The organism is Acinetobacter sp. ABJ_C4_1 (assembly GCF_044538495.1).
In the GTDB taxonomy this organism is placed as follows: domain Bacteria; phylum Pseudomonadota; class Gammaproteobacteria; order Pseudomonadales; family Moraxellaceae; genus Acinetobacter; species Acinetobacter nosocomialis_A.
Genome location: NZ_JBIUCQ010000002.1, coordinates 402,465 through 426,180 on the forward strand (window position 1 = coordinate 402,465; position 23,716 = coordinate 426,180).

Sequence of the window (23,716 nt, forward strand, 5' to 3'; positions counted from 1 at the left end):
TCCTATGAATTTTAAGCCATTGGCGTATTTAATCCTTGCAACTTCTAGTTTAACAGCGTGTACAATGGCACCTGTAAAAGAACAAAAAATTGAACCTTTTGTTTTCAAGGAACCAGAGCTTACTCCTCCATTTTATGCGTTAAATCCATTTAATTATGATGCTCCACCTGCGTTTGAAGTCGCTTTAAAAGAAGCTGCAGCACAGCCTGTAACTAAAATGGTGGTAACTCGTCAGGACGATCCAACTAAATCCCTTACATTAGATACAAATAAACTGATTGTACCTACTATCAATAATTCACAACGTTCAATGAAATACGCAGTTTTAGCGGGCGATAATGAAATTGATGTGACTGAAATTGATGACTTCTTACAACTTGTTGAAGGTAAAGCTCGTCACTACCCACCTCGCTTTACTGACCGTCAAGAACGTAAAGGTTTTGAAAGCAAACTTAAAGAAGTCACTCAGCGCTTAGATACATTAGCTGCTAATCCAAATGCGTCATTTGATATTCTTATTCGTGCTTTTAAAGCAAGCGTACTTGCCCGTAACCTTGATTTAGGTACTGCGCATACAACTAGATCTCTAGAATATGCACAAAGACTTTTAAAAATTAACCCAGACGATGCAGAAACGAATTTCTGGTTTGGTTTTGGTTTGTCTGAGGGTGGTGGTCAACGTGAAGCTATTCCATACTTAGACAAAGCCATTAAAGGTGATGTTCAAGAAGCATATTTAGCCGCTGCAAACAACTATATTGCAATGGAACAAAAGAAAAATGCGATTCAGACTTTGAAAAATTACAAGGTTAAATACCCTGACGAAGCTGAAGTTGCAGATCGTTTAATTCAAGAAATTGAAAAACAAGGTCGTTGGAATGTATGGCAAGTTTTAACAAACCCTGCTATGGCACCAGCTACTCCAACTACTGCACCTGCAAAAAAGTAAGAGTATAGGCTTATTAAAAAGGGCTGATTTGACAGCCCTTTTTTATATTTGATCAATTGAAAAATACTTTAAAATTTGTATGATCAGCATATTACTGATCCACATATTTGACCATAATGTTTGTTAGAAAAAAAAACTCAGCGCTCTTCACGGTCATACTCCTCGGTTCAATTCTGAGTGGATGTCAGGTGGTCAATGTTAAGCAACAAGCTCTCAACGTTACTATTGCAAATGAACGTAATAGTATTCTTACTCAAGATAAACTGAGTGAAGCAAGTCTTAACGTTTTGTCTATGTCAGGACAAGAGGCCAAAACCTGTACAGATTCCCCTGACACCTGTGTTAATCAGCTTAAAAATCTTCCACAAATTTTAGACGAACAGCTTTTATCTGCTGCGAGCGAAATGTATCTGGCAAAAGCAATGGCTTTATCAGATTCTTCCGAGTGTAAAATTAGTCGATTCACTAAACACAAAGCGTCTGATGAACAAAAAGCGATTCAGAATAAATATGACGATTGCTTAGACCAGCAATTGAACTTACTCGACAAGAGCATCCGTTATAGTTATGCCTATTTGTTTTCAACCAAACGTCAGCCGACCGACCGTATTTTTGATAATAGACAAGTTCAAATACGCGACTTTTATAATCAAGCCATTGCCAAAATGGTGAGTGTTTATGATTTAAGATACCCGAAAAAAAATGTGGTAGAACCACAAATCCATATTGGTAAGAGTATTTATTCAATAGACTTTGAGTTTCATAGACAATTAACTGGCCAAAAGTTAGAGAAATTAATTTCGAGCTATAACTTAAATTTCTCTGGTTTAAGAACAATCAATCGTCGTGATGGTTTCGGTTCTGAATTTGTGGCTGTTTTTCCGAGTTCTGGAAAAGAAGACATTAATGAATATATTTTAGATCCACTCAATTACAGCTATAAAAATGGTGTGAATCCGAATATTCACCATGCCCGTTATTTAGCTGCAACGATTGTGGCTGAGCCTAAAAATGCCAAAACTGTTCAAGATATTCTAAATAACCCAGAATTTGTGATTCGAGTTTATGACCCTTATCGCACCGACAATATTAATGTAGCAGGCAAGCAATATCCGCTAGCTGCGAACTTCTCTGCACCTTATGGCTTATGGCTAGCTGAAAATAACTTAGGTGTAGCGGCTTATTTAAGTCTGATTGATCGTGATCAGCATTTAACTATGCCGCATTTATATATGCTCGAACCTTATAATCCAAACAAAAAAATTATTGTGTTGGTACATGGTTTGGCAAGTAGCCCCGAGGCATGGATTGCGCTCACTAACGATGTCATGGGCGATACTGTTTTAAGAGATAACTATCAGGTTTGGCAAGTTTTCTACTCGACCAACATGCCAATTTTGGAAAGTCGCTTCCAAATTTATGCACTGCTTAAACAAGCGTTTGGTTCGCTAAACCCAAGTGACCCTGCTGCACATGATGCTGTGCTTGTAGGTCATAGTATGGGCGGTATTATTAGCCGTTTACTAGTCAGTGATGGTGATATTACTCAACCAGCTTTGAAGTTGATGACCGTTCGGCAACAAAATCGTTTCAAGAAACATCCTATGGTTACCGAGCGATTGCAAATGCATTCAATTGCTAACTTTGATCGTGCAATTTTCTTGGCATCGCCTCACAGAGGTACAGATTATGCAGATCGATGGTTTACGTTAGCTGCTCGTAAAATTATTCGTTTGCCGGGTGCTTTTTTATCTGCTGTAGCAACATCACTCACCACTGAAAACCTAGATGTTAAAGATTTCTTGAATAACATTGATAATGGTCTGATTCAAAATGGACCAAGTGACTTAAGCCATCAATCTAAATTTATGGAACTCACTGAAAATATTAACCCACACCAAGGATTAGTCTTCCACTCAATTATGGGTAACATTACCAAGAGCGATGATCCAAATGTGATTACCGATGGTATTGTTCCCTATAAGAGCGCTCACCTAGAAGGCGCAAAATCTGAGAAAGTTCTTCCGGGTGGTCATTCAATTCAGCTCACACCACAAGCGGTATTAGAGCTACGTCGTATTTTACGAGAGCATTTAGTCGAACACGGTTTGTATAAACCATAAAAAATAAAAAGAGCCAAAGGATATCCTTTGGCTCTTTTGTTTTAGACTAGATTTTACTGCCCAGAACGGATGATGTAATCAAACGCAGAGAGCGATGCTTTAGCGCCTTCACCTGTAGCAATAATGATTTGCTTGTAAGGTACAGTGGTACAGTCACCCGCAGCAAATACACCTTGAACATTGGTTTCGTTGCGGTCATTCACAATAATCTCTCCACGGTTGGTTAACTCAACTTCACTGTCTTTTAAGAAGTCAGTGTTCGGTAATAAACCAATCTGTACAAAGATCCCTGCAAGCTCTACCACATGCTCTTCATCAGTCGCACGGTCTTTATATTTAAGACCAGTTACTTGTGAGCCGTCACCTAACACTTCTGTACTTAAGGCATTCATAATCACAGTTGTGTTTGGCAAGCTATGCAGTTTGTTTTGCAAGACTTGGTCAGCACGAAGTTTAGTGTCGAACTCAACCAGAGTTACATGCTCAACAATCCCTGCAAGGTCAATTGCAGCTTCAACACCTGAGTTACCACCACCAATCACGGCAACACGTTTACCTTTGAACAATGGACCATCACAGTGTGGGCAGTACGCAACACCACGGGTACGGTATTCTTGCTCACCCGGTACATTCATTTCTCTCCAACGTGCTCCTGTAGAAAGGATTACTGTTTTCGATTCAAGTTTTGCACCGTTTTCAAGTTCAACTGCAACCAGACCATTTGCAGTTTGGTTGGCACCTGTGATTTTGCTGACACGTTGCAGGTTCATGATATCGACATCATATTCACGAACATGTGCTTCCATCTCAGCAGCAAACTTAGGACCTTGAGTCTTTTGCACAGACGTGAAGTTTTCAATGTCCATGGTATCCATGACCTGACCACCGAAGCGTTCAGCTACGATACCTGTGTTAATGCCTTTACGTGCTGCATAGATTGCAGCTGTTGCACCTGCAGGTCCACCACCAATCACTAACACATCAAAAGCATCTTTGGCATTGAGTACTGCTGCATCTTTTTCAGCCGAGTTGGTATCAAGTTTTGCCACAATCTCTTCAAGGGTCATACGGCCTTGGCCAATGTGCTCATTGTCTTGGAATACCATCGGTACAGCCATGATTTTGCGTTGTTCCACTTCGTCTTGGAAGAATGAACCATCAATCATGGTTGCTGTGGTGTTCGGGTTGTAAATCGCGATCAGATTCAGCGCCTGTACCACATCCGGACAGTTATGACAGCTTAGCGATACAAACACATCAAAGTTAGCTTTGAGGTTTAAGCCTTTAATCTGATTAAGCACTCCATTTGACACTTTAGGTGCATAGCCAGACACTTGTAACAGAGCCAAGATCAAAGATGTAAACTCATGACCCATTGGTAAGCCAGCAAAGAACACACGCGGTTGATCACCTGCTTTAGCTACACCAAAGCTTGGACGACGTGTATTGTTGCCATCAAAACGGGCAGTCACTTTGTCAGAAAGCTCAGCGATTTCTGTCACTAATTCTTTAATTTGAGCAGCTTTATCTGACTCATCTAAAGCAACCACTAATTCGATTGGACTTTCTAAACGTTCTAAGTAAGCTTTTAATTGAGTTTTAATGTTTTGATCTAACATCTGTTTTTACTCCAATGCATCCAAATTCTTTCAATAGATGCATAGTACGTGAAAACACAGAATAGGTGAAACAGTATGTTTTTATAGATTTGATCGGTTTTTTAGATTTTATTCTTTTCATTCAAAAAAGCCAACCTGAACTTATCCCAGCGCAGGTCGGCAAACTGGTTAAACTAGAGTAAGACCACACCAAATACCGCCCCAGCAATCAAGACATGTAAAGGATGAACCTTTTTAATTAAAGATAATAAAGTTGCAATGACTACCATAATAATGAGTAGAGTATTTATTGCCGCCGCCTCAGAAATAATCCACGCACTGGCAAGTACAGTTCCCACAGTGACAGGTTGTAAAGCAAGTTGTAAAACACGGCGCCATTTCTTATCTTTAAATTTTGACCAGCCTCTCATCACAAATACAGTAATAAAAGATGAAGGTAAAAATTTAGCAGTAGACGTTACAAGTAGACCTGACAACCCTGCTACATGCCACCCTACCAACGGTACAATCATCATGTTTGGCCCAGGTGCAGCTTGTGCCATGGCAAACAGAGCACTAAATTCTTGTGCCGTCATCCAATGATGAATATCAACCACTTGACGTTGCATTTCGGGCAAAATTGTATTCCCGCCACCAAATGCAATAAGAGACAACTGAGTAAAAATGATTGCTAAAGTAAGTAGTACGGCACCCATTACACACGTCTCCAAATGATGGCTGAATAAAACGCAAGTAAAATCAGCATAGTCAAAAGTAAAGGAATTTTTAGAAAAGCAATGCTGACAATTGCCGCTACCACAACACAGATTGCTAATGGATTACGTAATAAAGGCTTAAGCATTTTCAGACCTGTGGCAACCAGAAGCCCTGCTGCTGCTGCTCCTAAACCTTCAAAAAGGTGTTTAACCATTAAGTTGTCTTGGAACTGCTCATAGACATAATGTAAAAGTACAACAATTACGGTAGGTGCGAAGATTAAACCAATCAGTGAGCTCACTGCTCCACGGACACCGCGAAACTCCATGCCAATCGCAACCGATAAATTAATAATATTGCCGCCCGGTAAAAATTGGCACAGACCAAGTAACTCAGTGAATTTTTCAGGGCTTAACCAATGCCTTTGCTCTACAATAACTTTACGGGCTAAAGGCAGCACACCACCAAATCCAATTAAACCTAATGTTAAAAAACCTAAAAATAACTCTGTGCAAGTAGGAACGGTATCCTTCTGCACGGCAATCTCAACATGGTTCATTTTCGTTACTTTTCACTTTATCTGACCAAGATAGAATGATACTTTTATGATATATCTACAAATGCTTTTATTTTCATTAACCATACCCTAAAGGTATTCCTATGCTCGATTTATATAAGCTTCATGCCTTTGTAGTAGTGGTTGAAGAAAGAAATATTACTCACGCGGCAAACCGTTTGTTTATTCAACAGCCACCTTTAACGCGTTTACTTAAAAAACTTGAACAAGAACTCGGTACACAGTTACTTATTCGTCAACCGCGCGGGATTGAACCGACGGAAGCGGGTTTAGCATTATTTAAAGAAGCACAACTTTTATTAGAACATGCCCGCCATATTCCTAAATTGGTCCAAGATGTTAGCCAAGGTAAAACTGGACAACTCAATATTGGCTTTACAAGTTCCGCAGGTTTGCATCCGCTCATTTCACTCGTATTACGTTCATATCGAGAAATGTACCCTGCTGTGCAAACCAAACTTGAAGAAGCAGGCAGTCAAAAGCAACTGGACTGGTTAATTTCAGAAAAACTTGATATTGCCTTTTTAAGAGCGCCGATTAGCCGAGATATTGGTTTGAAGCATCTTCATATATTAGACGAGCCAATGGTGGTGGCCTTACCTATCGGCCATCCGCTTACACAGAAGAAAAAAATTAGTTTAAGTAACTTGTCAGAGGAAAATTTTGTTTTATACCGTCGCTCTTCAGGGCAAGGCTTATATGACAATATTTTATATAGCTGCTATCAGGCAGGTTTTAGTCCGCGTATTATTCAAGAAGCGCCACGCCCTACTGCGACCCTCAATTTAGTGGCTGCCGGTATTGGAATTAGTATTGTGCCCGCTTCAATGCATAACTTTTGGGACCATGAAATCGTCTATCGCGAGTTTGATGATTCGATAAAACTAAATGCGCCTATTTACTTAATTACACGAGAAAATGAAAACTCAGCTAAAGTGTCAAACTTCATTGAACTCATGCAAAAACTATTACCAACGATGACTTGAATGTAAGTAACGAGACAATAAAAAAAGTGCCTATATAAAGGCACTTTAATAAAACTTTGATCAAATAAATTTTGTTATATTTCTTAAGCGTAATACTTTTTCTTTAACCAAAGCGAAACTGGAACATGACTGAATTAGTGAAGATTTACCATAACCCTGCATGTGGCACATCACGCAATACTTTGGCGCTTATTCGTCATGCAGGTATTGAACCTATCGTTATTGAATATTTGCAAACACCACCAAGTAAAGATGAATTGATTCAACTCATTAAGGATTCAAACCGAACTGTACGTGAAGCCATTCGTAAAAATGTTGATCCATATAAAGATTTAGAATTGGAACAAGCCGATTGGACCGACGAGCAGTTAATCGATTTTATGGTTCAGTACCCAATTTTAATTAATCGCCCATTTGTGGTTACACCAAAAGGCACACGACTTTGCCGCCCTTCTGAAGTGGTGCTCGACATTTTAGATTCAAAAAACTTAGGCTATTTTGCAAAAGAAGATGGTGAAGTAATTATTGATGAACAAGGCCGTCGTATAAAGTAATTGAAGATACTTATTAATATAAAAAGCTAAATGGCATGACACCATTTAGCTTTTTCTGAATGAAACGGATTAAAAATAGGATTTGATAAAAGGAAGAAGTTGCTCTCCTATTACCATTCCTAATAAACCGACTAATGCAACAAGAGGTGGAGCTGGTGACTTCACATTTAAGACGTAATATAAGACACCAACGAGCAACCCTACAGCCAAAGATAACAAGTACATTTTCATCGTACATACCTTAGGGAAGCAAGCCATTTAATGAGGCAGGTTCCCATACTGTTTTATTTAAAATGCAAAACACGAGCACCCAAGTGCGCCCCAGAAAGATTTTTTGTCCTTATCATTTACAGGAACATCAAGCATCCAAGCGTGGCTGTGTCCATGCATTCCACAGCTGCTAGCACATTCACACAATGCACTTTGTGACTGTAATGATTGATTCGATGGTGCATTACGATTTTCAGATAAACGCCACTGACCACCAAAACGTTTTACTGGCGACCATGTTGGAGATGCTGGCGGTAATGGCGGATCATCCTGCTTGAATTCTGCTCCTGCATAGACCACTTTTCCACCTAAAACAGTCAGTACAGACTCAATCCACTGGATATCTTCTGCTTCAACTTTGAAGTAGTCATCAGATAGTACGACCAAGTCAGCAAGTTCCCCTGCTGTGAGTGAACCCTTAATATCTTTTTCACCCGAAAACCATGCCGAACCTTTAGTCCAGAGTTTGAGGGCGGTTTGACGGTCTAATAGATTTTTTTCATCATACAAAGGTAATCCACCTACTGTTTTACCTGTAGTCAGCCAATACAAACACACCCAAGGGTTATAAGACGCAACACGAGTCGCATCTGTTCCCGCACCCACAGGTACACCGAGTTCTAACATTTTCTTGACTGGTGGCGTTGCTTGAGCAGCCTCGGCACCATAGCGTTTTACGAAAATTTCACCTTGATATGCCATACGGTGTTGAATGGCGATACCACCGCCCAATGCACCAATACGTTCAATATTACGCTCAGATACGGTTTCGGCGTGGTCAATAATAAATCGAGTTGCGAATGGCTGTTTTGAATTGACGCGCTCAAATACATTGAGCAAACGATTAATACTTTCATCGTAAGTTGCATGAATACGGAATGGCCATTTCTTTTCAGCCAAGTGCTCTACAATGGCTTCGAGTTCACCTTCCATTTTTTCTGGTAAATCTGGACGTGGTTCATAGAAATCTTCAAAGTCACCTGCCGACCAAGTCAGGTTCTCACCTGCTCCATTCATTCTAAATAGCTCATCACCATCGCCCGGAAATGTCATTTCTGTCCAACGGCGATAATCATCAAGCTCTTGGCCTGCCTTCTGAGCAAATAGGTTATAAGCGATTCGCACTGTCATTTGATTTTGATCGTGCAATTGCTTAATCACATCATAATCTTCAGGATAGTTTTGACCACCGCCACCCGCATCAATTGCTGAAGTAATACCTAATCGGTTCAACTCACGCATGAAATGACGAGTTGAATTGACTTGATCTTCAACTGGCAATTTCGGCGCTTTCCCTAGAGTCGAATATAAAATCATAGCGGATGGAGTTGCGAGCAATAGACCTGTTGGCTCACCCTTTTCATCTCTTACAATCTTGCCACCCGGTGGGTCTGGCGTGTCTTTGTTAAAGCCTAATACATCAAGCGCAGCTCGGTTCAACAAAGCACTGGCATATAAATGTAAAACGAATACAGGAGTATCTGGCGCAGCTTTATTAATTTCTTCTAAAGTCGGTAAACGCTTTTCGGCAAACTGGAACTCAGTCCAACCACCTACTACACGGACCCATTGTGGAGCTGGCGTATTATCTGCTTGTTCTTTGAGTAAGCGTAATGCATCTGCAACGGATGGCACACCTTCCCAGCGCAGTTCCATATTGTAATTTAGACCACCACGAATAATATGCAGATGACTGTCATTTAGACCCGGTATAACGCGACGACCATTTAAGTCTACAACTTTGCTTGTTGATATTGCGAGTTTCATAACCTCATCATTTGTACCCGTACGCACGACTTTACCATCTGCAATCGCTATTGCTTGTACTTCGGGGTTCTGAGGATCTAGTGTTGTGATTTTACCGTTTATGAGTATGAGGTTTATTTCGGTCATTCTGAACTCCATTCTTGTGAATTATCGTTCTAAAAAATAAAGGTATAGCAACATATATATTTCATTATTCTTTTTGATTTTACACGACGGAGTCTGACCGTTTTACATTCAATAAGAGGAGTTAATTCTGTTACTTTTCTTTCGGGAAAAGTAACAAAACCTGAGCTGCCATTAAGGCAGCGCAAGATCTGCAAAACTCGTTCAATTATAATCTTTTCAGATTTTTTCCTGCCTCGAACAGTTGCAGATGGCTTTTCCACTTATCCAATATAGTCAAAAATCGAATAAATCAACTTAAATATCGAAATACCCTTAACTCAACTATTTCTTATTTTGCAGGAACTGGTGCAAGTACTTCGTGTTTTGATGTTGTACGTTCAGGCGCCTTATGTACCATCGTATAGGCATAGTCCACACCCATACCATAAGCACCAGAATGCTCGCGTACAATTGCCATAACTGCATCATACGTATCACGATGTGCCCAATCACGTTGCCATTCGAGTAAGACTTGTTGCCAAGTTACTGGAACAACACCTGCTTGAATCATGCGCTGCATGGCATAGTCATGTGCTTCTTTTGATGTACCACCAGAAGCATCTGCAACCATATAAATTTCATAATCGCCTTCAAGCATGGCGCCAAAAGCAAAGGTGTTATTACACACTTCAGTCCACAAACCTGAAACAATCACTTTTTTACGATTATTTTTTGCAAGCGAATCACGTACTTTTTGGTCATCCCACGAATTCATTGAAGTACGTTCTAGTAATGGAGCATCTGGAAATACATCTAAAAGTTCTGGATAGGTATGACCAGAGAAGCTTTCAGTTTCAACCGTTGTAATGGTGACAGGAATATTGAATGTTTTAGCTGCTTTTGCTAAGCCTACAGTATTATTCTTTAATACTTGGCGATCTATTGACTGTACCCCAAAAGCCATTTGTGGCTGATGATCAATAAAAATAACCTGACAATTTGTTGGTGAAAGTTGTTCTAAAAGTGACTTATTCATGGGTAAACTCCATTATTCCTTATGAGTAATGCATTAAAATTGCTTACTGGTCATTATCAAAACAGATAAAAATGTAAAAGCATAGACAGCAAATCAGCACGAATCTGTATGCTGTACGAATACAATAAAATCAATGATTGCTTTTTAATTTTTATAGTTTAATCATTGATATATATTTTTTAACTTTTGCTTATCCATGGATCGATTAGACTGTATTTCCACTTTTGTAAGTGTCGTAGAACATGGGAATTTTAGTAGCGCAGCCAGAGCACTCGACATCTCTCGTGACTTAGTGGCCAAACGTGTGTGCTACCTTGAAAATGACCTAAAAACCACACTGTTAACCCGAACCACAAGACAGATGAACCTCACCTCTTGTGGAGAAAAGTTTTATCAGCATAGCAAAGTCATCTTAAGTGAGTTTGAATGGGCTGCCTACGAAATTAGCTATAATCAGCAGTATCCTGAAGGCGAACTCAAGCTCAATACACCAATGTCTTTTAGCAATATTTTTCTTCAAAATATCATTTCAGACTTTATTGAGAAATATCCCAGCATCAAAATTGATTTATTCATGACTGATCAACTACTAGACATGAATAATAATAAATTTGATTTAACCATTCGCGTAGATGGCTCTCCTCCAAACTTAGCAAATAGTAAAATATTAAATACCTATCAGCGCTATCTATATGCGACACCTGAGTATTTTAATCAGCATGGATTACCAGACTCATTAGAAGAACTTAAAGAACATAAATTTCTGATTTATTATCAGGATAGTCGACATAAGAAATTGATTTTCCAAAAAGATCAAAAAGAAGTGTCCTTTAATTGCTTCCCTGTGATGACCTGTAATAATGGTGAATTATTATTAGATATGTGCTTGAAAGATCACGGTATTGTTTTTCTTCCAGAGTTTATTGCAGAGCCTTACTACAAAGAAGGTAAATTACAGAAGTGTTTGGAGGACTACACCAGTCAGCCACTTCACTTATATGTCACATGGCCAAACCGTAAGATTTTATCGAAGAAAGTAAAACTATTTATTGATTTTTTAACGCATCAAATCCTTCCTATAAAATAACCAATCTGGGCCTTTTCCATAGGAAATGGCCCATTATTTTTAGTTAGTTTGAATGGTTTCAATTTTCTTATTTTTAAATAAATTTAATAAATTTTGCTCTGCTGTTGCTGTGCTGTCTTGTTCAACAAATGTCGTCGCGTAGTGTTCTAAATGCTCTTCCATCAATTGAGTTGCTCGCTTTTCATCGCCTTGCTCAATGGCATTTAAAATTGCACGATGTTCATCTGCCGAACAATTATTATGTTTGGGAATTTCATATAACCCAATCAATAACGAAGTCCTTGCAATAAGCGTCTGCAAATAACTGGTCATAATCGTATTTTGATTTGCTTCGATCAGCTTTAAATGAAATTGCCCTGATAGCTTAATCCACTCGGCCCAATTACCAGCTAAACGCTCATGAGACTCTTGATCGACTAAGCCTCGAAGCTCAGTAAAATCTAGGCTATGTGACTTTTGAGCTAGCTTTTTTACAGTAGCGATTTCAAGCATGCTACGTGCTTCAAAGACCTCTTTTGTTTCATGAGCACTATGTTTTGCGATGAGTGCTCCACGATTGGGCTGAATTTCGATGACCTTATCATGTGCAAGTTTGACGAAAACACGTCTTAACACTCCTCGCGTTACACCGAATGCTTCACACAAAGGTGCTTCAACTAAACGTGCGCCAGGGGCAAGTTGTCGATTTAAAATAGCATCTACAATAGCGTTATATATATGGTCATCAATTTCATCATTGCTCATTTCTACGGCTTTTTTTGGTGCATTCGATGGCATTGATTTCTCCATTTTTATTAACGCCTCCTCTTTTTAAAACTTTATCTAATGACAATAGTGTAAGTTTAACTTAAGCGTTTTGGAATATTGCTCTCATTCCCACAACAAATATACTGAACCAAATAATTCAATATTAAATCTCTAAAGATCCACTTATACACCTAAATTTACTTACTTTTTATAAAAAAATTAAACACTTCTCATTTTATAAATCTGTCTCTGCACATCCAAAATTCATATCAGTTTAAATGACTCATAAGCGCTACTTCGTAAATTTGGCATAACTTTTGCTCAATTAAGATTGTGCACAATTTAAATATCACATTGTACACAATTTTAATTTCATTCTTTTAGACAGAAAAACAATGCTGCTGAAAGTGCCTCCATCTTAAGGAAGTGAGTGTTCAAGATGAATAATACCGAAGCAATAATTAAACCTTCTTATGATGCAAAACTGACAAATCAAGACTTAGCTCCTTTAAAAAAGCAAACATGGGGCGCTTATAATATTTTTGCTTTCTGGATGTCTGATGTTCATAGTGTCGGCGGTTATGTTATGGCTGGGAGCCTTTTTGCACTTGGGCTCAATAGCTGGCAGGTACTTTTATCTTTACTCATCGGCATTGCCATAGTTCAGTTTTTTACAAACCTGATTGCCAAGTCTAGCCAACAAACTGGTACGCCCTATCCTGTTATTTGCCGCGCAACCTTCGGTGTACTTGGTGCAAATATTCCTGCTGTTATTCGTGGTCTTATTGCTGTCGCATGGTATGGCATTCAAACCTATTTGGCATCAAGTGCTTTCTTATTGGTCATTTTAAACTTCTTTCCAGAATGGTCGGTCTATGCCGATGTTTCAACTTATGGCTTTCTTGGACTTTCCTATTTAGGATGGGTTGGCTTTATGCTGCTTTGGCTACTGCAAGCGATTGTTTTCTGGTCTGGCATGGACAGCATTCGTAAATTCATTGACTGGGCAGGTCCAGCTGTCTACGTTGTAATGTTTGCCATGGCAGTTTGGCTGATCTGGAAAGCTGGCTGGCAAAATATTGATTTAAACTTGAGCGGTGTTCAATACGACGGTTTTGCGGTTGTACCAGTCATGATTGGTGCTATTGCGCTTGTTGTTTCATATTTTTCAGGCCCGATGCTGAACTTTGGTGACTTCTCTCGTTATGGCAAAAGCTTTAATGCCATTAAAATGGGGAACTTTCTTGGACTACCGATTAATTTCTTAGGCTTTTCTTTACTTACTGTGGTGTGTATTGCGGCAACGCTTCCAGTCTACGGCAAGCTCATTACAGACCCTGTCGAGATGGTTGGAAAACTTGATAATACCTTTGTGGTTATTTTAGGCAGCTTGACCTTAATGATTGCCACCATCGGAATTAATATTGTCGCTAACTTTGTTTCACCTGCCTTTGATTTTTCTAATGTTTCACCGAGCAAAATTAGCTGGCGCATGGGTGGAATGATTGCAGCAGTTGGTTCAATTTTCATTACCCCATGGAATTTATTTAATAATCCTCAAGTAATCCATTACACCATTGATATTTTAGGTGCATTTATCGGTCCGCTTTTTGGCGTATTGATAGCCGATTTTTACCTCGTTAAAAAACAAAAAATCGAAGTAGATGATTTATATACCTTAGATACCAAAGGTTTGTATTGGTACAAAAATGGTTATAACCACTCTGCCTTTTATGCCTTAATTCCAGCTTCATTAATTCCTATTCTCTGCGTACTTTTACCACAATTATCTGCTCTTGCTAATTTCACATGGTTTATTGGGATGGGATTCGGTTTTGTGATCTACCGATTTCTTAACCAACCGCTTGCCCATGCTAAATCGGCAATGACGAAGGTGAAAGTACAATGAAAATTAAAATTATTAATCCCAATACTACTCAAAGCATGACAGACAAAATTGCGGCATCAGCAAATATAGTTGCAGGTTCTGGTACTCAAATTATTGCAGTGAGTCCTCAAATGGGTCCTGCAACAATTGAAAGTTATTATGATGAAGCTCTAAGTGCCGTAGGTGTCTTAGAAGAAATACGCCAAGGTGAATTTCTAGGTGTAAATGCTTATGTTATTGCCTGTTTTGGCGACCCTGCGCTTTATGCTGCCCGTGAAATGACTTCAGCGCCTGTGATTGGGATTGCCGAAGCAGCTATGCGAACTGCAAGTTATGTCAGTAATGGTTTTAGTGTGGTCACAACCTTACAACGCACAGTGAATATGAGTTGGCATCTGGCTCATCGCTATGGGGCTACACCATTTTGCAAAAATGTTCGAGCTTGTGACATTGCAGTTGAAGAATTGGAGCTTCCTGACTCAGATGCTTATCGAACCATACGAGATGAGTGCAAAAAAGCACTAGTAGAAGATAAAAGCGATGCGATTGTTTTGGGCTGTGCAGGTATGAGTGATTTGTGCCTAAAACTACAAAACGAGTTGGGAGTGATTGTTATTGACGGCGTTGCAGCAGCAGTTAAACAAGCTGAAATGTTAGTTCAGTTAAATTTAAAAACCAGCAAAGTTGGTGATTGGGCCTCACCTCCTGTAAAAAATTACACAGGCATATTGTCAGGATTTGGAATGCGCTAAAGGGTTATTGTTTCAATTCCAACTCAAAACGCTGCGTTGGAATTGAAACGGCTCAAAACCAAAGAATTAAACTTCGGCTAACTCTGGCTGTTGTTCATTTTTATAAAATGGCACATCACCGTTAATAGTTGCACGGTGCATGATGCGATGAGCATCGCCATAATCAAATAATGCTTTATGTTGCGTACAACGGTTATCCCAAATCGCGATATCACCATCTTGCCACTTCCAACGCAAATGAAATTGCTCTTGGGTCGCATGTTCAAACAAGAAATTAAGTAATTGCTCACTTTCTTGTTCAGGTAACTCATTAATTCGAGTGGTAAAGCCCTCACTTACAAACAACAAAGGCTCACCTGTAACAGGATGGGTACGCACCACTGGGTGAATCACTGGTGGGTTACGCTTAAATGTTTGCAAAAGCTTTTCACGTTCTACTTCGTTATGGGCAAAACGTTCAAGTGGAAAAGACTTACGAATATCGTGTGTTGCAGTTAAGCCACGTAATTTTTGCTGTAAATCAAGCGGAAGCCCTTTAAAAGCTGCTGTATTACTCGACCATAAAGTGTCACCGCCTACAGGTGGAATTTTAATGGCTTGCAACACACAACCTAAAGGTGGATTTTTACTAAAAGTCACATCTGTGTGCCAAAGTTCATTGTCACGCAAATCTTGTTTCCAGCTATCAAGCACCATCACTTCAGGTACATCTTCAATTGAAGGATAAATCGGGTGCACATGTAAGCTACCAAAACTGCGTGCCAAGTCTGCTTGTGCTTGCGGCGCTAATTGTTGCTTTCGAAAAAAAATGACCTGATGATCAAGCAAAGCCTGCTGGATTTGTTGCGTTGTCTGTTCATTTAACGCATTCAAATCAATATCGTGAATAATTGCGCCAATGGTAGGCTTGATCACTTCAATATTTAAGTTTGCTACTTCTGTATTCATCTTCTTTACTACAACTGCTGACCATACCAAGGAGAAAACTGTTTTTGTAACCAACGTAAAAACAGCTCAAAACTAACTGCGACAATGGCAATCACAATAATGCCCAGAATTACCGTATCGGTAATTAAGAACTGTGCTGCCGATTGCACCATAAAACCAATACCGCGGTCCGCTGCAACCAACTCTGCTGCAACTAATGTTGACCAACCCACCCCAAGACCAATACGAATACCGGTAATAATATGAGGCAAAGCTGTTGGTAAAATGACATGCCAAAAGACTTGTGACTGACTTGCCCCTAATGACAATGCCGCACGTTCACGATTTAACTGATGGCTTAACACACCATGCGCACTACTAATAATGACAGGCGCCAAAATCGAGAAGAAAATCAAAAGTACTTTTGTGGTTTCACCAATACCGAACCAAATAACAAGTAACGGCAAATACGCTAACGGCGGAATTGGACGTAATAATTCAACCAAAGGATCTAGAACAGCACGAACCCATTTGTTCAGCCCCATCCACAAACCCAGCGGAACACCAATCACCACGGCAGCAATCAAAGCCAAAAACACACGAGAGATACTAGCGGCCAAGTGTTGCCACAAAGTAGCCTTCATAAAACCTTCTTGGCTGACCGATATAAATTTTTGCCAGACTGCCTGTGGGCTCGGTAAAAACAGTTCAGGTACGATATGCAAAGCAGTAATGAGAAACCAGAGTGCGACCACACTTCCCACACTAATTATGCTAACTGCCAAAGTGCGATGCTTCTCAAAAAATGACGATAGAAATGAAGCATTTTCTGTTTGCACATCTGGCTTAAGTTTTAGCCCTGCTTTGTCATATTCATAGACGTTATCTTTAGTACTCATGTGGTTAACGCCTCCTTACCGCTTTGTTTTTGTGCTCTTAAACTTTCAAACAGCTGCTCTCTGAGCTGAATAAATTGTGGGTCCGATTTAATTGAGCGAATAGACTCGCCCTGACGATATCGATTAGCAAAATCGAGATGTAGAGTTTCTACAATTTTGCCTGGATGCGCTGTCATCAGAACTAACTGATTGCTGAGCAATAATGCTTCTTCAATGTCATGAGTAATTAAAAAGAAACTTTTATTTTGTTGAATCCATAAATCGAGCACTAACTGCTGCATGTTTTCACGTGTAAAAGCATCTAATGCGGCAAAAGGTTCATCTAATAAAATAAACGGCGCATGACTAATCAAAGCTCTAGCAATACCAACACGTTGTTTCATACCACCGGAAAGTTCCCAAATATTGGCTTTTTCAACGTGGCTTAAACCTACAATTTTTAAAATTGCGTTCACTTGTGCTTCGATATCGGCGCGCTTTAAACCTTTTAACTGCAAAGCGAAGCCAACATTATCTGCAACATTCAACCAAGGAAGTAATGCATGATCCTGAAACACGACAGCGCGGGTTACATCTGGTCCATTTACTACTTCATGATTTACAAGCACATCACCTGAACTCGGCTTTTGAAACCCTGCCAAGATATTAAGCAAAGTTGTTTTGCCACAACCTGACTCGCCCAAAATCACGGTTAAAGAACCTTCTTCAATCGTTAGGTTAATGTCTTGTAAAACTGGCTTTTGCTGTTTAGGAAAAGTCAGATGAATATGTTTGGCTTCTAGTACACTCATGACAACTCCTTAAGGCTGCAAAAATGAAGAATTCACGTTGCCTTTATAATCGGCTTTCAGTTGATCGACTTTGCCCTGACCTTTTAAGAACTTCGCTGTATCAAAAATATTTTGCGCAAATTCACCATCTAACGTTTGTTTTTGCTGAGCGTGGTCTAGGTAAATGTTTCCACTTAATAAAAGCGGGATATCTTTTGGATCAGAACCTGTGAGCTGCGCAATTTTTTGCACGTTATCGGCATCTTTAACGTAAGCGGCTGGATCTTGATTATATTTTTCAAGCTGCTCAAGCGTAGTTTTAGCAAAAGCTTTTAAGAAATCAGGATTTTTCTCTGCAAAATCTTTACGCACAACCCATAAGTCATAAGTTGGAGCGCCCCATTCACCCACTTGTTTTGAGTCGGTTAAAACCGTACCAGATGCTTTGGCTTTACTTAAAGCAGGTTCCCACACATATGCTGCATCAATATCACCACGTTCCCAAGCAGCTGAAATTTCAGGTGGACGCAAGTTAATAATTTTGACTTTGTCTTCTGGAATGTTCCAATGTTTAAGTGCCGACAAAAGGCTGTAATGGGTTGTTGAAACAAACGGTACAGCAATGGTTTTGCCAATTAAATCTTGAGGCGTTTTAATGCCTGATTTATTACTTACCACTAATGCTTCAGATCCACCAAGTTTTGATGTAATTAAGAATACTTCAATCGGTAAATCACGGCTTGCCGCAGCAGCAAGTGGACTTGAACCAATATTGCCAAGTACGACATCGCCTGAAGCAAGTGCATTTACAACGTCTGAACCCGCATCAAATTTTTTCCATTGAATATTACGTTGGCTATGTTTTTCATATTCCCCATTGGCCTGCGCAACTTTGCTTGGGTCCACCCCTGTTTGATAGGCAATCACGACAGGTTTGCTGTCGCGAACTGAAGCACTTGTATTATTGTCTTTCTTATTTTGCCATACGATAAATGCAACAATTGCTACAACCACAATTGCCGTGATAATCAACGGTTTGGTCTTTGTGCTCATAATTTCATGATCTTTCAATAATATAAGCTCATGGTATGCAGCTGGCTTTATAATGAAAAATAAAAAAATATGAGTTGCTTATCTATTTTTGATAAATAACTTTTTCATATAAGTTTTTATCTTTTGGTAAAAAGCAAATATCAACCAAACTTACAGATTAGCCATAAAATTAAAATACTTATATATCAATAATTAAAAAGGATATTCAAAAAATACATGATGAGAAAAACCTGACATACCTACTCTAATTATTTTATCCTACTCATTTCGTCATTTTTATTTTTTGCTTATCGCATCCAGAGTTTTGCATCTAATTAATTTTCATTTTTTTATATAAAGTTCAGATTTTATTATCTTTTTATCTTAAAACTTCTGCAAATATTAAGATTTGGACAAATCTTTTTCTGGTTTATACATGACGCAAATTTAATTTTTATTTTTAAGAGGAGAAAAATTCTTTTGTTTAAACATTCTCAATTTTTGAAAAAAACATTAATTACAGCGTCTTTAATTACATTTAGCCTTTCAAGTCATGCGGCTCTCACCTTTGGTAATGCTGAAGAAGGTCAACTTAAAGTGAGTGGTACTGTTCGAGCTAAATATGTTTATGATTTTGACTCTGATCCCACTACCAGTAAATTTTCCTTTAATGACGCGGTACTATGGCTAGATTACAACTCCCCGAAATGGATAGGCCGTCTAGATTATCGGGTTTATGAATATTACGGGCGTTTAGGCGATGCCAATTGGCTTACCGATGCATGGTTGGGTTATAAAATTAATGACAACAGTAAAATTATTGCGGGCTTAAACCCAGTTCCTTTTGGCTTGGGTCGCTTTTGGGGAAATACTTATTATTTAGGCATTGCCAATAGTGCAGGTTGGGAAGATGTACATAACCTTGGCGTAAAATATGATTTCAATGATGGAATCAATGAAGCACAACTCGCCTTTTATCCTACCGATGGTGGCACTTATAGAGGTAAAAGCAAAGACTCGAGTCGATTTAGTATCAACCCTGTCAATGCGGATGACTCTGTACCACAAGGTACCAATACTAAAGAAAAGAACTCCATTGTTGTTCGCGGTGCTCATACCTTTAAAAATGTCTTAGGCCAAGAAAATTTCTCTACCCAACTGGGCGCCTCTGCATGGTATTCCACCATTGAAAATAAGCGTTCAGGGCAAAATGGCGATCGCCAAGTCTATTCAGTTTTTAGCAATACCAATTATAACCAATGGAATTTACAGCTTTTGGCTGGTTATCAAGACATTGATAATGCGGACACTGAATATAAAGATCATCTGACTTTGGGCGGCTTCGATTATTCATTTAACTCGGCAACCAAAGGCCAGATTTATTCAGCCGAACTGAGCTATTTATTTCCTCAGCAGTTTGGCCCAATTACCTCTGTTCGCCCCTACCTAAACTATAGTTCTTATCGAAAAGAGCAAGATGGCTTTAAAGATTCAACCCGTTTTATTCCCGGCATTGCCTTTAACTATCAAAAATTGACAGTACAAGCCGAGTTACTCATTGGTAAACATGATCCATATCTAGGAGACAGTGAAGGACTTGCGGCTGGTGGAACCAATGATAAATGGAACAAAAAAGCATTTGTAATTTTTGCTTATTACTTCTAACTCGAAAAACAAAGGCCAACAGATGTTGGCCTTTGTTTTTATCTAGATATTTATTTTTACTCTAGTCGATTACTGGTGAATTATTGAGAGGAAGTTCTGTTTTATCTTCATCGATAACATCGACATCTTGGGCGGTAGGCTCAAACTTAATCAGCAGCCCAATCACAATTAAAGGAATAAAGGCAAAGATAGAAATAATCAGGTAAACATCAGTTTTATATCCCGCCATCCAGATCGGTAAAACAAACAAAGCAATTGCTTGAGCAACACCCGTTACTGCACGGTTAAAGCCGACCCCAACGCCACGAATTGAAGCAGGATAAGCCATGGTTGGATAAACCATCATTTGTGCACCTGGCCCAAAACCTTCAGCAAAAAGCCATAAACCTAGCATGCCAATTGCAGTATAGAGTAAAAAGCTATTACCGGGTTCACCAATGAGTGCTAAGGCAATAAGGGCTATAAACTGGAGTAAAAAGCCTGTAAGCAACACATGACGAGATTTAAATCTGCTAGCAACAAATACGCCTAACAGCCCGCCCGTAAATGCAAACAGCAAATTGAGTCCGAGTGTTGTAGTAATGGTCGTCAAGACATCGGTATGAAAGAAACGCGTTAAAATAGAAGGTAAAAAGAAGGCAATGGTCGTGTACTGAAATGCCACCGAAATGTGAATCACAATGGCTACAATCGTTCTTGGTAAATAGGTTTTATTAAATAAAACTGCAAAACCCTCACGCTTTTTCTTTTCAGCAGTTCTTTCTACTTTTTCAACTGTAGCGACTGCATTAATTGCATAGGACTCTTGTAGAACTTGAGCTGCACCTTTTAAATCGCCTTGGTTTGCAAGCCAGATTGGTGATTCAGTTAAATATTTACCGCGAATAAAAATAATGAGTAACGCTGGCACTGCTCCAAAAATTAAAGATGCTCGCCATAACCAGTTGCTATGCTCAGGAGGTAAAAGAAAATAAAGCGCCAGAACTAGACCAAAACATACCGAAGAAGCGGCATACCACATTGGGCACCATGCAGCTAAACGCGCTGCCTTGTTGCTACTACCGTTAAATTTGGAAAACTCAGATAAGTATGACATTGCGACAGGCAAATCAATACCAACACTAATTCCCATAATAAATCTGGCTAAAATCAAAACCCAAACATTTGGTGCAAAGCCTGCGACAATTGCCGCAATGACAAAGAGCACCATGTCCGCCATGAAGACCCGATAACGGCCGATTTTATCTGTCAGCCAACCACCAATCAGGTTACCAACAATAGTTCCACAGACAATTGCTGAAGCCACCACACCAGTCATCACAGGGCTTAAAGAAAACTCTGAGATAACTTGCTCAATACCAAAGGACAGCGTTGTTAAATCATAGGCATCAATAAATACCCCAATCAGTGCCAACCAAATAACTTTATTAGATTTACCCTTCCCTGCAAATTTGGAAATTAATTGTGAAACATCATCGGGAGATTTAATTTCATAACGATGGTTATGATCGAGTTCTTGTGTGCTCACTTAATAATTCCTAAACTTTAATAACAGGAACAAAATAATGATTATTCACATAATACAAAAGCAAATTAATCTGATGTTTTAATCTAATTTATAGAATTATCTTTTCATTATTAACTCAGCAGTAAAACCGATATAAAAAGACAAAATAAAAGCTGGTATTTAACCAGCTATTTATTTAAAGGCTTCCTAAAATATTAACTCGCCTCAGCAAGTTTTAACTCTTTTAGATTACGATATTTTGCACCGCGGTGATTTTCAGGCAAATATGGCCCAGCACCAAATAATTTTTCTCTTAATGTTCCTTGTGCATATGAGGTTTGATATACCCCACGTTTTTGCAACTCTGGCACAATAAATTCGACCACATCGGCAAAGGTTTGATGAGCCAAAATATAGGCCAAGTTAAAGCCATCAATATCGGTATCTTCAACCCATTGCTGTAGAGCATCCGAAACGGTTTCTGCCGAACCCACTAACACAGGTCCATTACCACCTAAACTGTTCCAGTTTGCAATTTCCTCAATGGTCCAAACACGCTCTGGGTCTGCATTTACATAAGAATCTAATAAAGATTGAATCGCGTTGGTTTGAATATATTCAACTTTATCGGTGGGTTGATATTGTGAAAAATCTACACCTGACCAGCCAGACAGCAATGTTAACGCCCCATCGTAGCTTCCATAGCTTTGATATTCTTTAAACTTAGCCTGAGCTTTTGCATCGGTTTCATCAGTGACAATCGATAAAAGTGCATAAATTTTAACTGAGTACGGATCGCGGCCTTCTTGAGCCAATTTCTGGCGAATACCCTGTACCACTTTTTTAGTGGCAATTTTAGACGGCGCTGCAATAAATACACACTCGGCATTTTGACTAGCAAACTTCTGCCCACGTGAAGACGCGCCTGCTTGGTAGAGTACTGGTGTTCGCTGCGGTGATGGCTCACAAATATGGATGCCCGGTACAGTAAAGTATTTACCCTCGTGCTGAATTGGATGCACTTTTTTATGGTCAGCAAAGATACCGCTTTCACGATCGCGCAGTACCGAACCTTCTTCCCAAGACCCTTCCCAAAGTTTGTAAAGAACTTCTAAGTATTCATCAGCAATATCATAACGATTGTCATGATTAACCTGAGTTTTTAGACCCAAGTTTTTCGAACCACTTTCTAAATAAGACGTCACGATATTCCAACCAACTCGCCCTTTGGTTAAATGGTCTAACGTGCTAATACGTCTAGCAAAAGGATAAGGGTGTTCAAAGGAAATAGAGGTCGTGACACCAAAGCCCAAATGCTTTGTGACTGCTGCCATTGCTGGCACAATCTGTAGTGGATCATTGACCGGAACTTGTACCGCACCTGTTAAGGCATGTTCAGCACTTTGATGATAAACGTCATAAATACCAAGCACATCTGCAATAAAAATACCGTCAAAAAAACCACGCTCAAGAATTTGCGCTAAATCTGTCCAATATTCTAAATCTTTATATTCAACAGATCGGTCTTGAGGATGTCGCCATAATCCAGGAGATTGGTGGGCAATACAATTCATTTCAAAAGCATTAAAACTAATTTTCTTAGTCATAAAATATTCGCCAGCATTTTATTTATTTTTATACTAAAGCAATTTTTATGTTTTCTTTATAATATAAACCCCAAACAAAATATGATTTTATTCTAATAGATTTTTATATTTTATTAAAAAAACAAAAATAATATTAAGCCGCTAAAAATAGCA

The 23,716-nt window shown here is 39.1% G+C and carries 21 protein-coding genes; 8 read left to right on the top strand and 13 right to left on the bottom strand.

Going from position 1 to position 23,716, the window contains the following annotated elements:
• The first annotated feature begins 4 nt into the window (after positions 1 to 4).
• Positions 5 to 949 (top strand): ABUW_2363 family tetratricopeptide repeat lipoprotein, encoded by a 945-nt coding sequence (locus ACIF8R_RS04840; protein WP_396479395.1) that lies wholly within the window; start codon positions 5 to 7, stop codon positions 947 to 949.
• Positions 950 to 1,065: 116 nt separating this feature from the next.
• Positions 1,066 to 3,072 (top strand): esterase/lipase family protein, encoded by a 2,007-nt coding sequence (locus tag ACIF8R_RS04845; RefSeq protein WP_396479397.1) that lies wholly within the window; start codon positions 1,066 to 1,068, stop codon positions 3,070 to 3,072.
• Positions 3,073 to 3,125: 53 nt separating this feature from the next.
• On the opposite strand, the gene ahpF is transcribed toward ACIF8R_RS04845, so the two are convergent.
• The 3 genes from ahpF to ACIF8R_RS04860 all read right to left on the bottom strand — a co-directional run bounded on the left by ahpF (position 3,126) and on the right by ACIF8R_RS04860 (position 5,946).
• Entirely contained in the window at positions 3,126 to 4,691 is a 1,566-nt protein-coding gene (gene ahpF / locus ACIF8R_RS04850; protein ID WP_396479399.1) for an alkyl hydroperoxide reductase subunit F, read from the bottom strand.
• Positions 4,692 to 4,864: 173 nt separating this feature from the next.
• A complete protein-coding gene (locus tag ACIF8R_RS04855; RefSeq protein ID WP_396479401.1) occupies positions 4,865 to 5,386 on the bottom strand; it encodes a chromate transporter in 522 nt (173 codons plus the stop codon).
• The gene (locus ACIF8R_RS04860; RefSeq protein ID WP_001017021.1) at positions 5,386 to 5,946 is read right to left on the bottom strand and encodes a chromate transporter; all 561 of its coding nucleotides are present in this window, start codon (positions 5,944 to 5,946) and stop codon (positions 5,386 to 5,388) included. Before ACIF8R_RS04860 ends, ACIF8R_RS04855 begins: the two co-directional genes overlap by 1 nt.
• 101 nt (positions 5,947 to 6,047) lie before the next feature.
• Here ACIF8R_RS04860 and ACIF8R_RS04865 point away from each other — a divergent pair, with 101 nt between their 5' ends.
• Both ACIF8R_RS04865 and arsC read left to right on the top strand, forming a co-directional pair.
• Positions 6,048 to 6,950: a LysR family transcriptional regulator gene (locus ACIF8R_RS04865; protein WP_000886379.1), complete on the top strand. Its 903-nt coding sequence runs from the start codon at positions 6,048 to 6,050 to the stop codon at positions 6,948 to 6,950.
• A gap of 125 nt (positions 6,951 to 7,075) precedes the next feature.
• Positions 7,076 to 7,504: an arsenate reductase (glutaredoxin) gene (gene arsC / locus ACIF8R_RS04870; protein WP_396479403.1), complete on the top strand. Its 429-nt coding sequence runs from the start codon at positions 7,076 to 7,078 to the stop codon at positions 7,502 to 7,504.
• Between the two features lie 69 nt (positions 7,505 to 7,573).
• Here the strand turns inward: arsC and ACIF8R_RS04875 are convergent, their stop codons facing one another.
• From ACIF8R_RS04875 to ACIF8R_RS04885, 3 genes are all read right to left on the bottom strand, one after another.
• Positions 7,574 to 7,735 (bottom strand): DUF1427 family protein, encoded by a 162-nt coding sequence (locus ACIF8R_RS04875; RefSeq protein WP_000784879.1) that lies wholly within the window; start codon positions 7,733 to 7,735, stop codon positions 7,574 to 7,576.
• A gap of 57 nt (positions 7,736 to 7,792) precedes the next feature.
• The gene (locus ACIF8R_RS04880) at positions 7,793 to 9,667 is read right to left on the bottom strand and encodes an amidohydrolase (RefSeq protein WP_396479405.1); all 1,875 of its coding nucleotides are present in this window, start codon (positions 9,665 to 9,667) and stop codon (positions 7,793 to 7,795) included.
• A 328-nt stretch (positions 9,668 to 9,995) separates the two neighbouring features.
• Positions 9,996 to 10,682 (bottom strand): hydrolase, encoded by a 687-nt coding sequence (locus ACIF8R_RS04885; protein ID WP_001043290.1) that lies wholly within the window; start codon positions 10,680 to 10,682, stop codon positions 9,996 to 9,998.
• Between the two features lie 196 nt (positions 10,683 to 10,878).
• On the opposite strand from ACIF8R_RS04885, the gene ACIF8R_RS04890 reads away from it, so the two are divergent.
• On the top strand, positions 10,879 to 11,769 hold the full coding sequence (locus tag ACIF8R_RS04890; protein ID WP_396479407.1) for a LysR substrate-binding domain-containing protein: 891 nt from the start codon (positions 10,879 to 10,881) through the stop codon (positions 11,767 to 11,769).
• Between the two features lie 39 nt (positions 11,770 to 11,808).
• Here the strand turns inward: ACIF8R_RS04890 and ACIF8R_RS04895 are convergent, their stop codons facing one another.
• On the bottom strand, positions 11,809 to 12,558 hold the full coding sequence (locus ACIF8R_RS04895) for a GntR family transcriptional regulator (protein WP_396479409.1): 750 nt from the start codon (positions 12,556 to 12,558) through the stop codon (positions 11,809 to 11,811).
• Between the two features lie 397 nt (positions 12,559 to 12,955).
• On the opposite strand from ACIF8R_RS04895, the gene ACIF8R_RS04900 reads away from it, so the two are divergent.
• Together ACIF8R_RS04900 and ACIF8R_RS04905 are read left to right on the top strand one after the other, a co-directional pair.
• Positions 12,956 to 14,425: an NCS1 family nucleobase:cation symporter-1 gene (locus ACIF8R_RS04900; protein WP_396479411.1), complete on the top strand. Its 1,470-nt coding sequence runs from the start codon at positions 12,956 to 12,958 to the stop codon at positions 14,423 to 14,425.
• On the top strand, positions 14,422 to 15,156 hold the full coding sequence (locus ACIF8R_RS04905) for an aspartate/glutamate racemase family protein (protein WP_396479413.1): 735 nt from the start codon (positions 14,422 to 14,424) through the stop codon (positions 15,154 to 15,156). Before ACIF8R_RS04900 ends, ACIF8R_RS04905 begins: the two co-directional genes overlap by 4 nt.
• Before the next feature lie 66 nt (positions 15,157 to 15,222).
• Here ACIF8R_RS04905 and tauD read toward each other — a convergent pair whose 3' ends face one another.
• Genes tauD through tauA form a run of 4 tightly spaced genes read right to left on the bottom strand, consistent with a single transcriptional unit; the run spans position 15,223 to position 18,823 of the window.
• On the bottom strand, positions 15,223 to 16,104 hold the full coding sequence (gene tauD, locus ACIF8R_RS04910; protein ID WP_396479415.1) for a taurine dioxygenase: 882 nt from the start codon (positions 16,102 to 16,104) through the stop codon (positions 15,223 to 15,225).
• A gap of 8 nt (positions 16,105 to 16,112) precedes the next feature.
• Entirely contained in the window at positions 16,113 to 16,982 is an 870-nt protein-coding gene (tauC, locus tag ACIF8R_RS04915) for a taurine ABC transporter permease TauC (protein ID WP_022574940.1), read from the bottom strand.
• A complete protein-coding gene (locus tag ACIF8R_RS04920) occupies positions 16,979 to 17,773 on the bottom strand; it encodes a taurine ABC transporter ATP-binding protein (RefSeq protein WP_086497183.1) in 795 nt (264 codons plus the stop codon). The genes tauC and ACIF8R_RS04920 overlap by 4 nt, the downstream gene beginning before the upstream one ends.
• Before the next feature lie 9 nt (positions 17,774 to 17,782).
• Complete coding sequence (tauA, locus tag ACIF8R_RS04925) at positions 17,783 to 18,823, bottom strand: taurine ABC transporter substrate-binding protein (protein WP_396479417.1); 1,041 nt, start codon at positions 18,821 to 18,823, stop codon at positions 17,783 to 17,785.
• Positions 18,824 to 19,264: 441 nt separating this feature from the next.
• On the opposite strand from tauA, the gene ACIF8R_RS04930 reads away from it, so the two are divergent.
• Positions 19,265 to 20,449 (top strand): hypothetical protein, encoded by a 1,185-nt coding sequence (locus ACIF8R_RS04930; protein ID WP_396479419.1) that lies wholly within the window; start codon positions 19,265 to 19,267, stop codon positions 20,447 to 20,449.
• Between the two features lie 61 nt (positions 20,450 to 20,510).
• Here ACIF8R_RS04930 and ACIF8R_RS04935 read toward each other — a convergent pair whose 3' ends face one another.
• Both ACIF8R_RS04935 and ACIF8R_RS04940 read right to left on the bottom strand, forming a co-directional pair.
• Positions 20,511 to 21,977 (bottom strand): MFS transporter, encoded by a 1,467-nt coding sequence (locus ACIF8R_RS04935; protein ID WP_016138473.1) that lies wholly within the window; start codon positions 21,975 to 21,977, stop codon positions 20,511 to 20,513.
• A 194-nt stretch (positions 21,978 to 22,171) separates the two neighbouring features.
• Complete coding sequence (locus tag ACIF8R_RS04940; protein WP_004642499.1) at positions 22,172 to 23,563, bottom strand: LLM class flavin-dependent oxidoreductase; 1,392 nt, start codon at positions 23,561 to 23,563, stop codon at positions 22,172 to 22,174.
• Positions 23,564 to 23,716 lie beyond the last annotated feature (153 nt).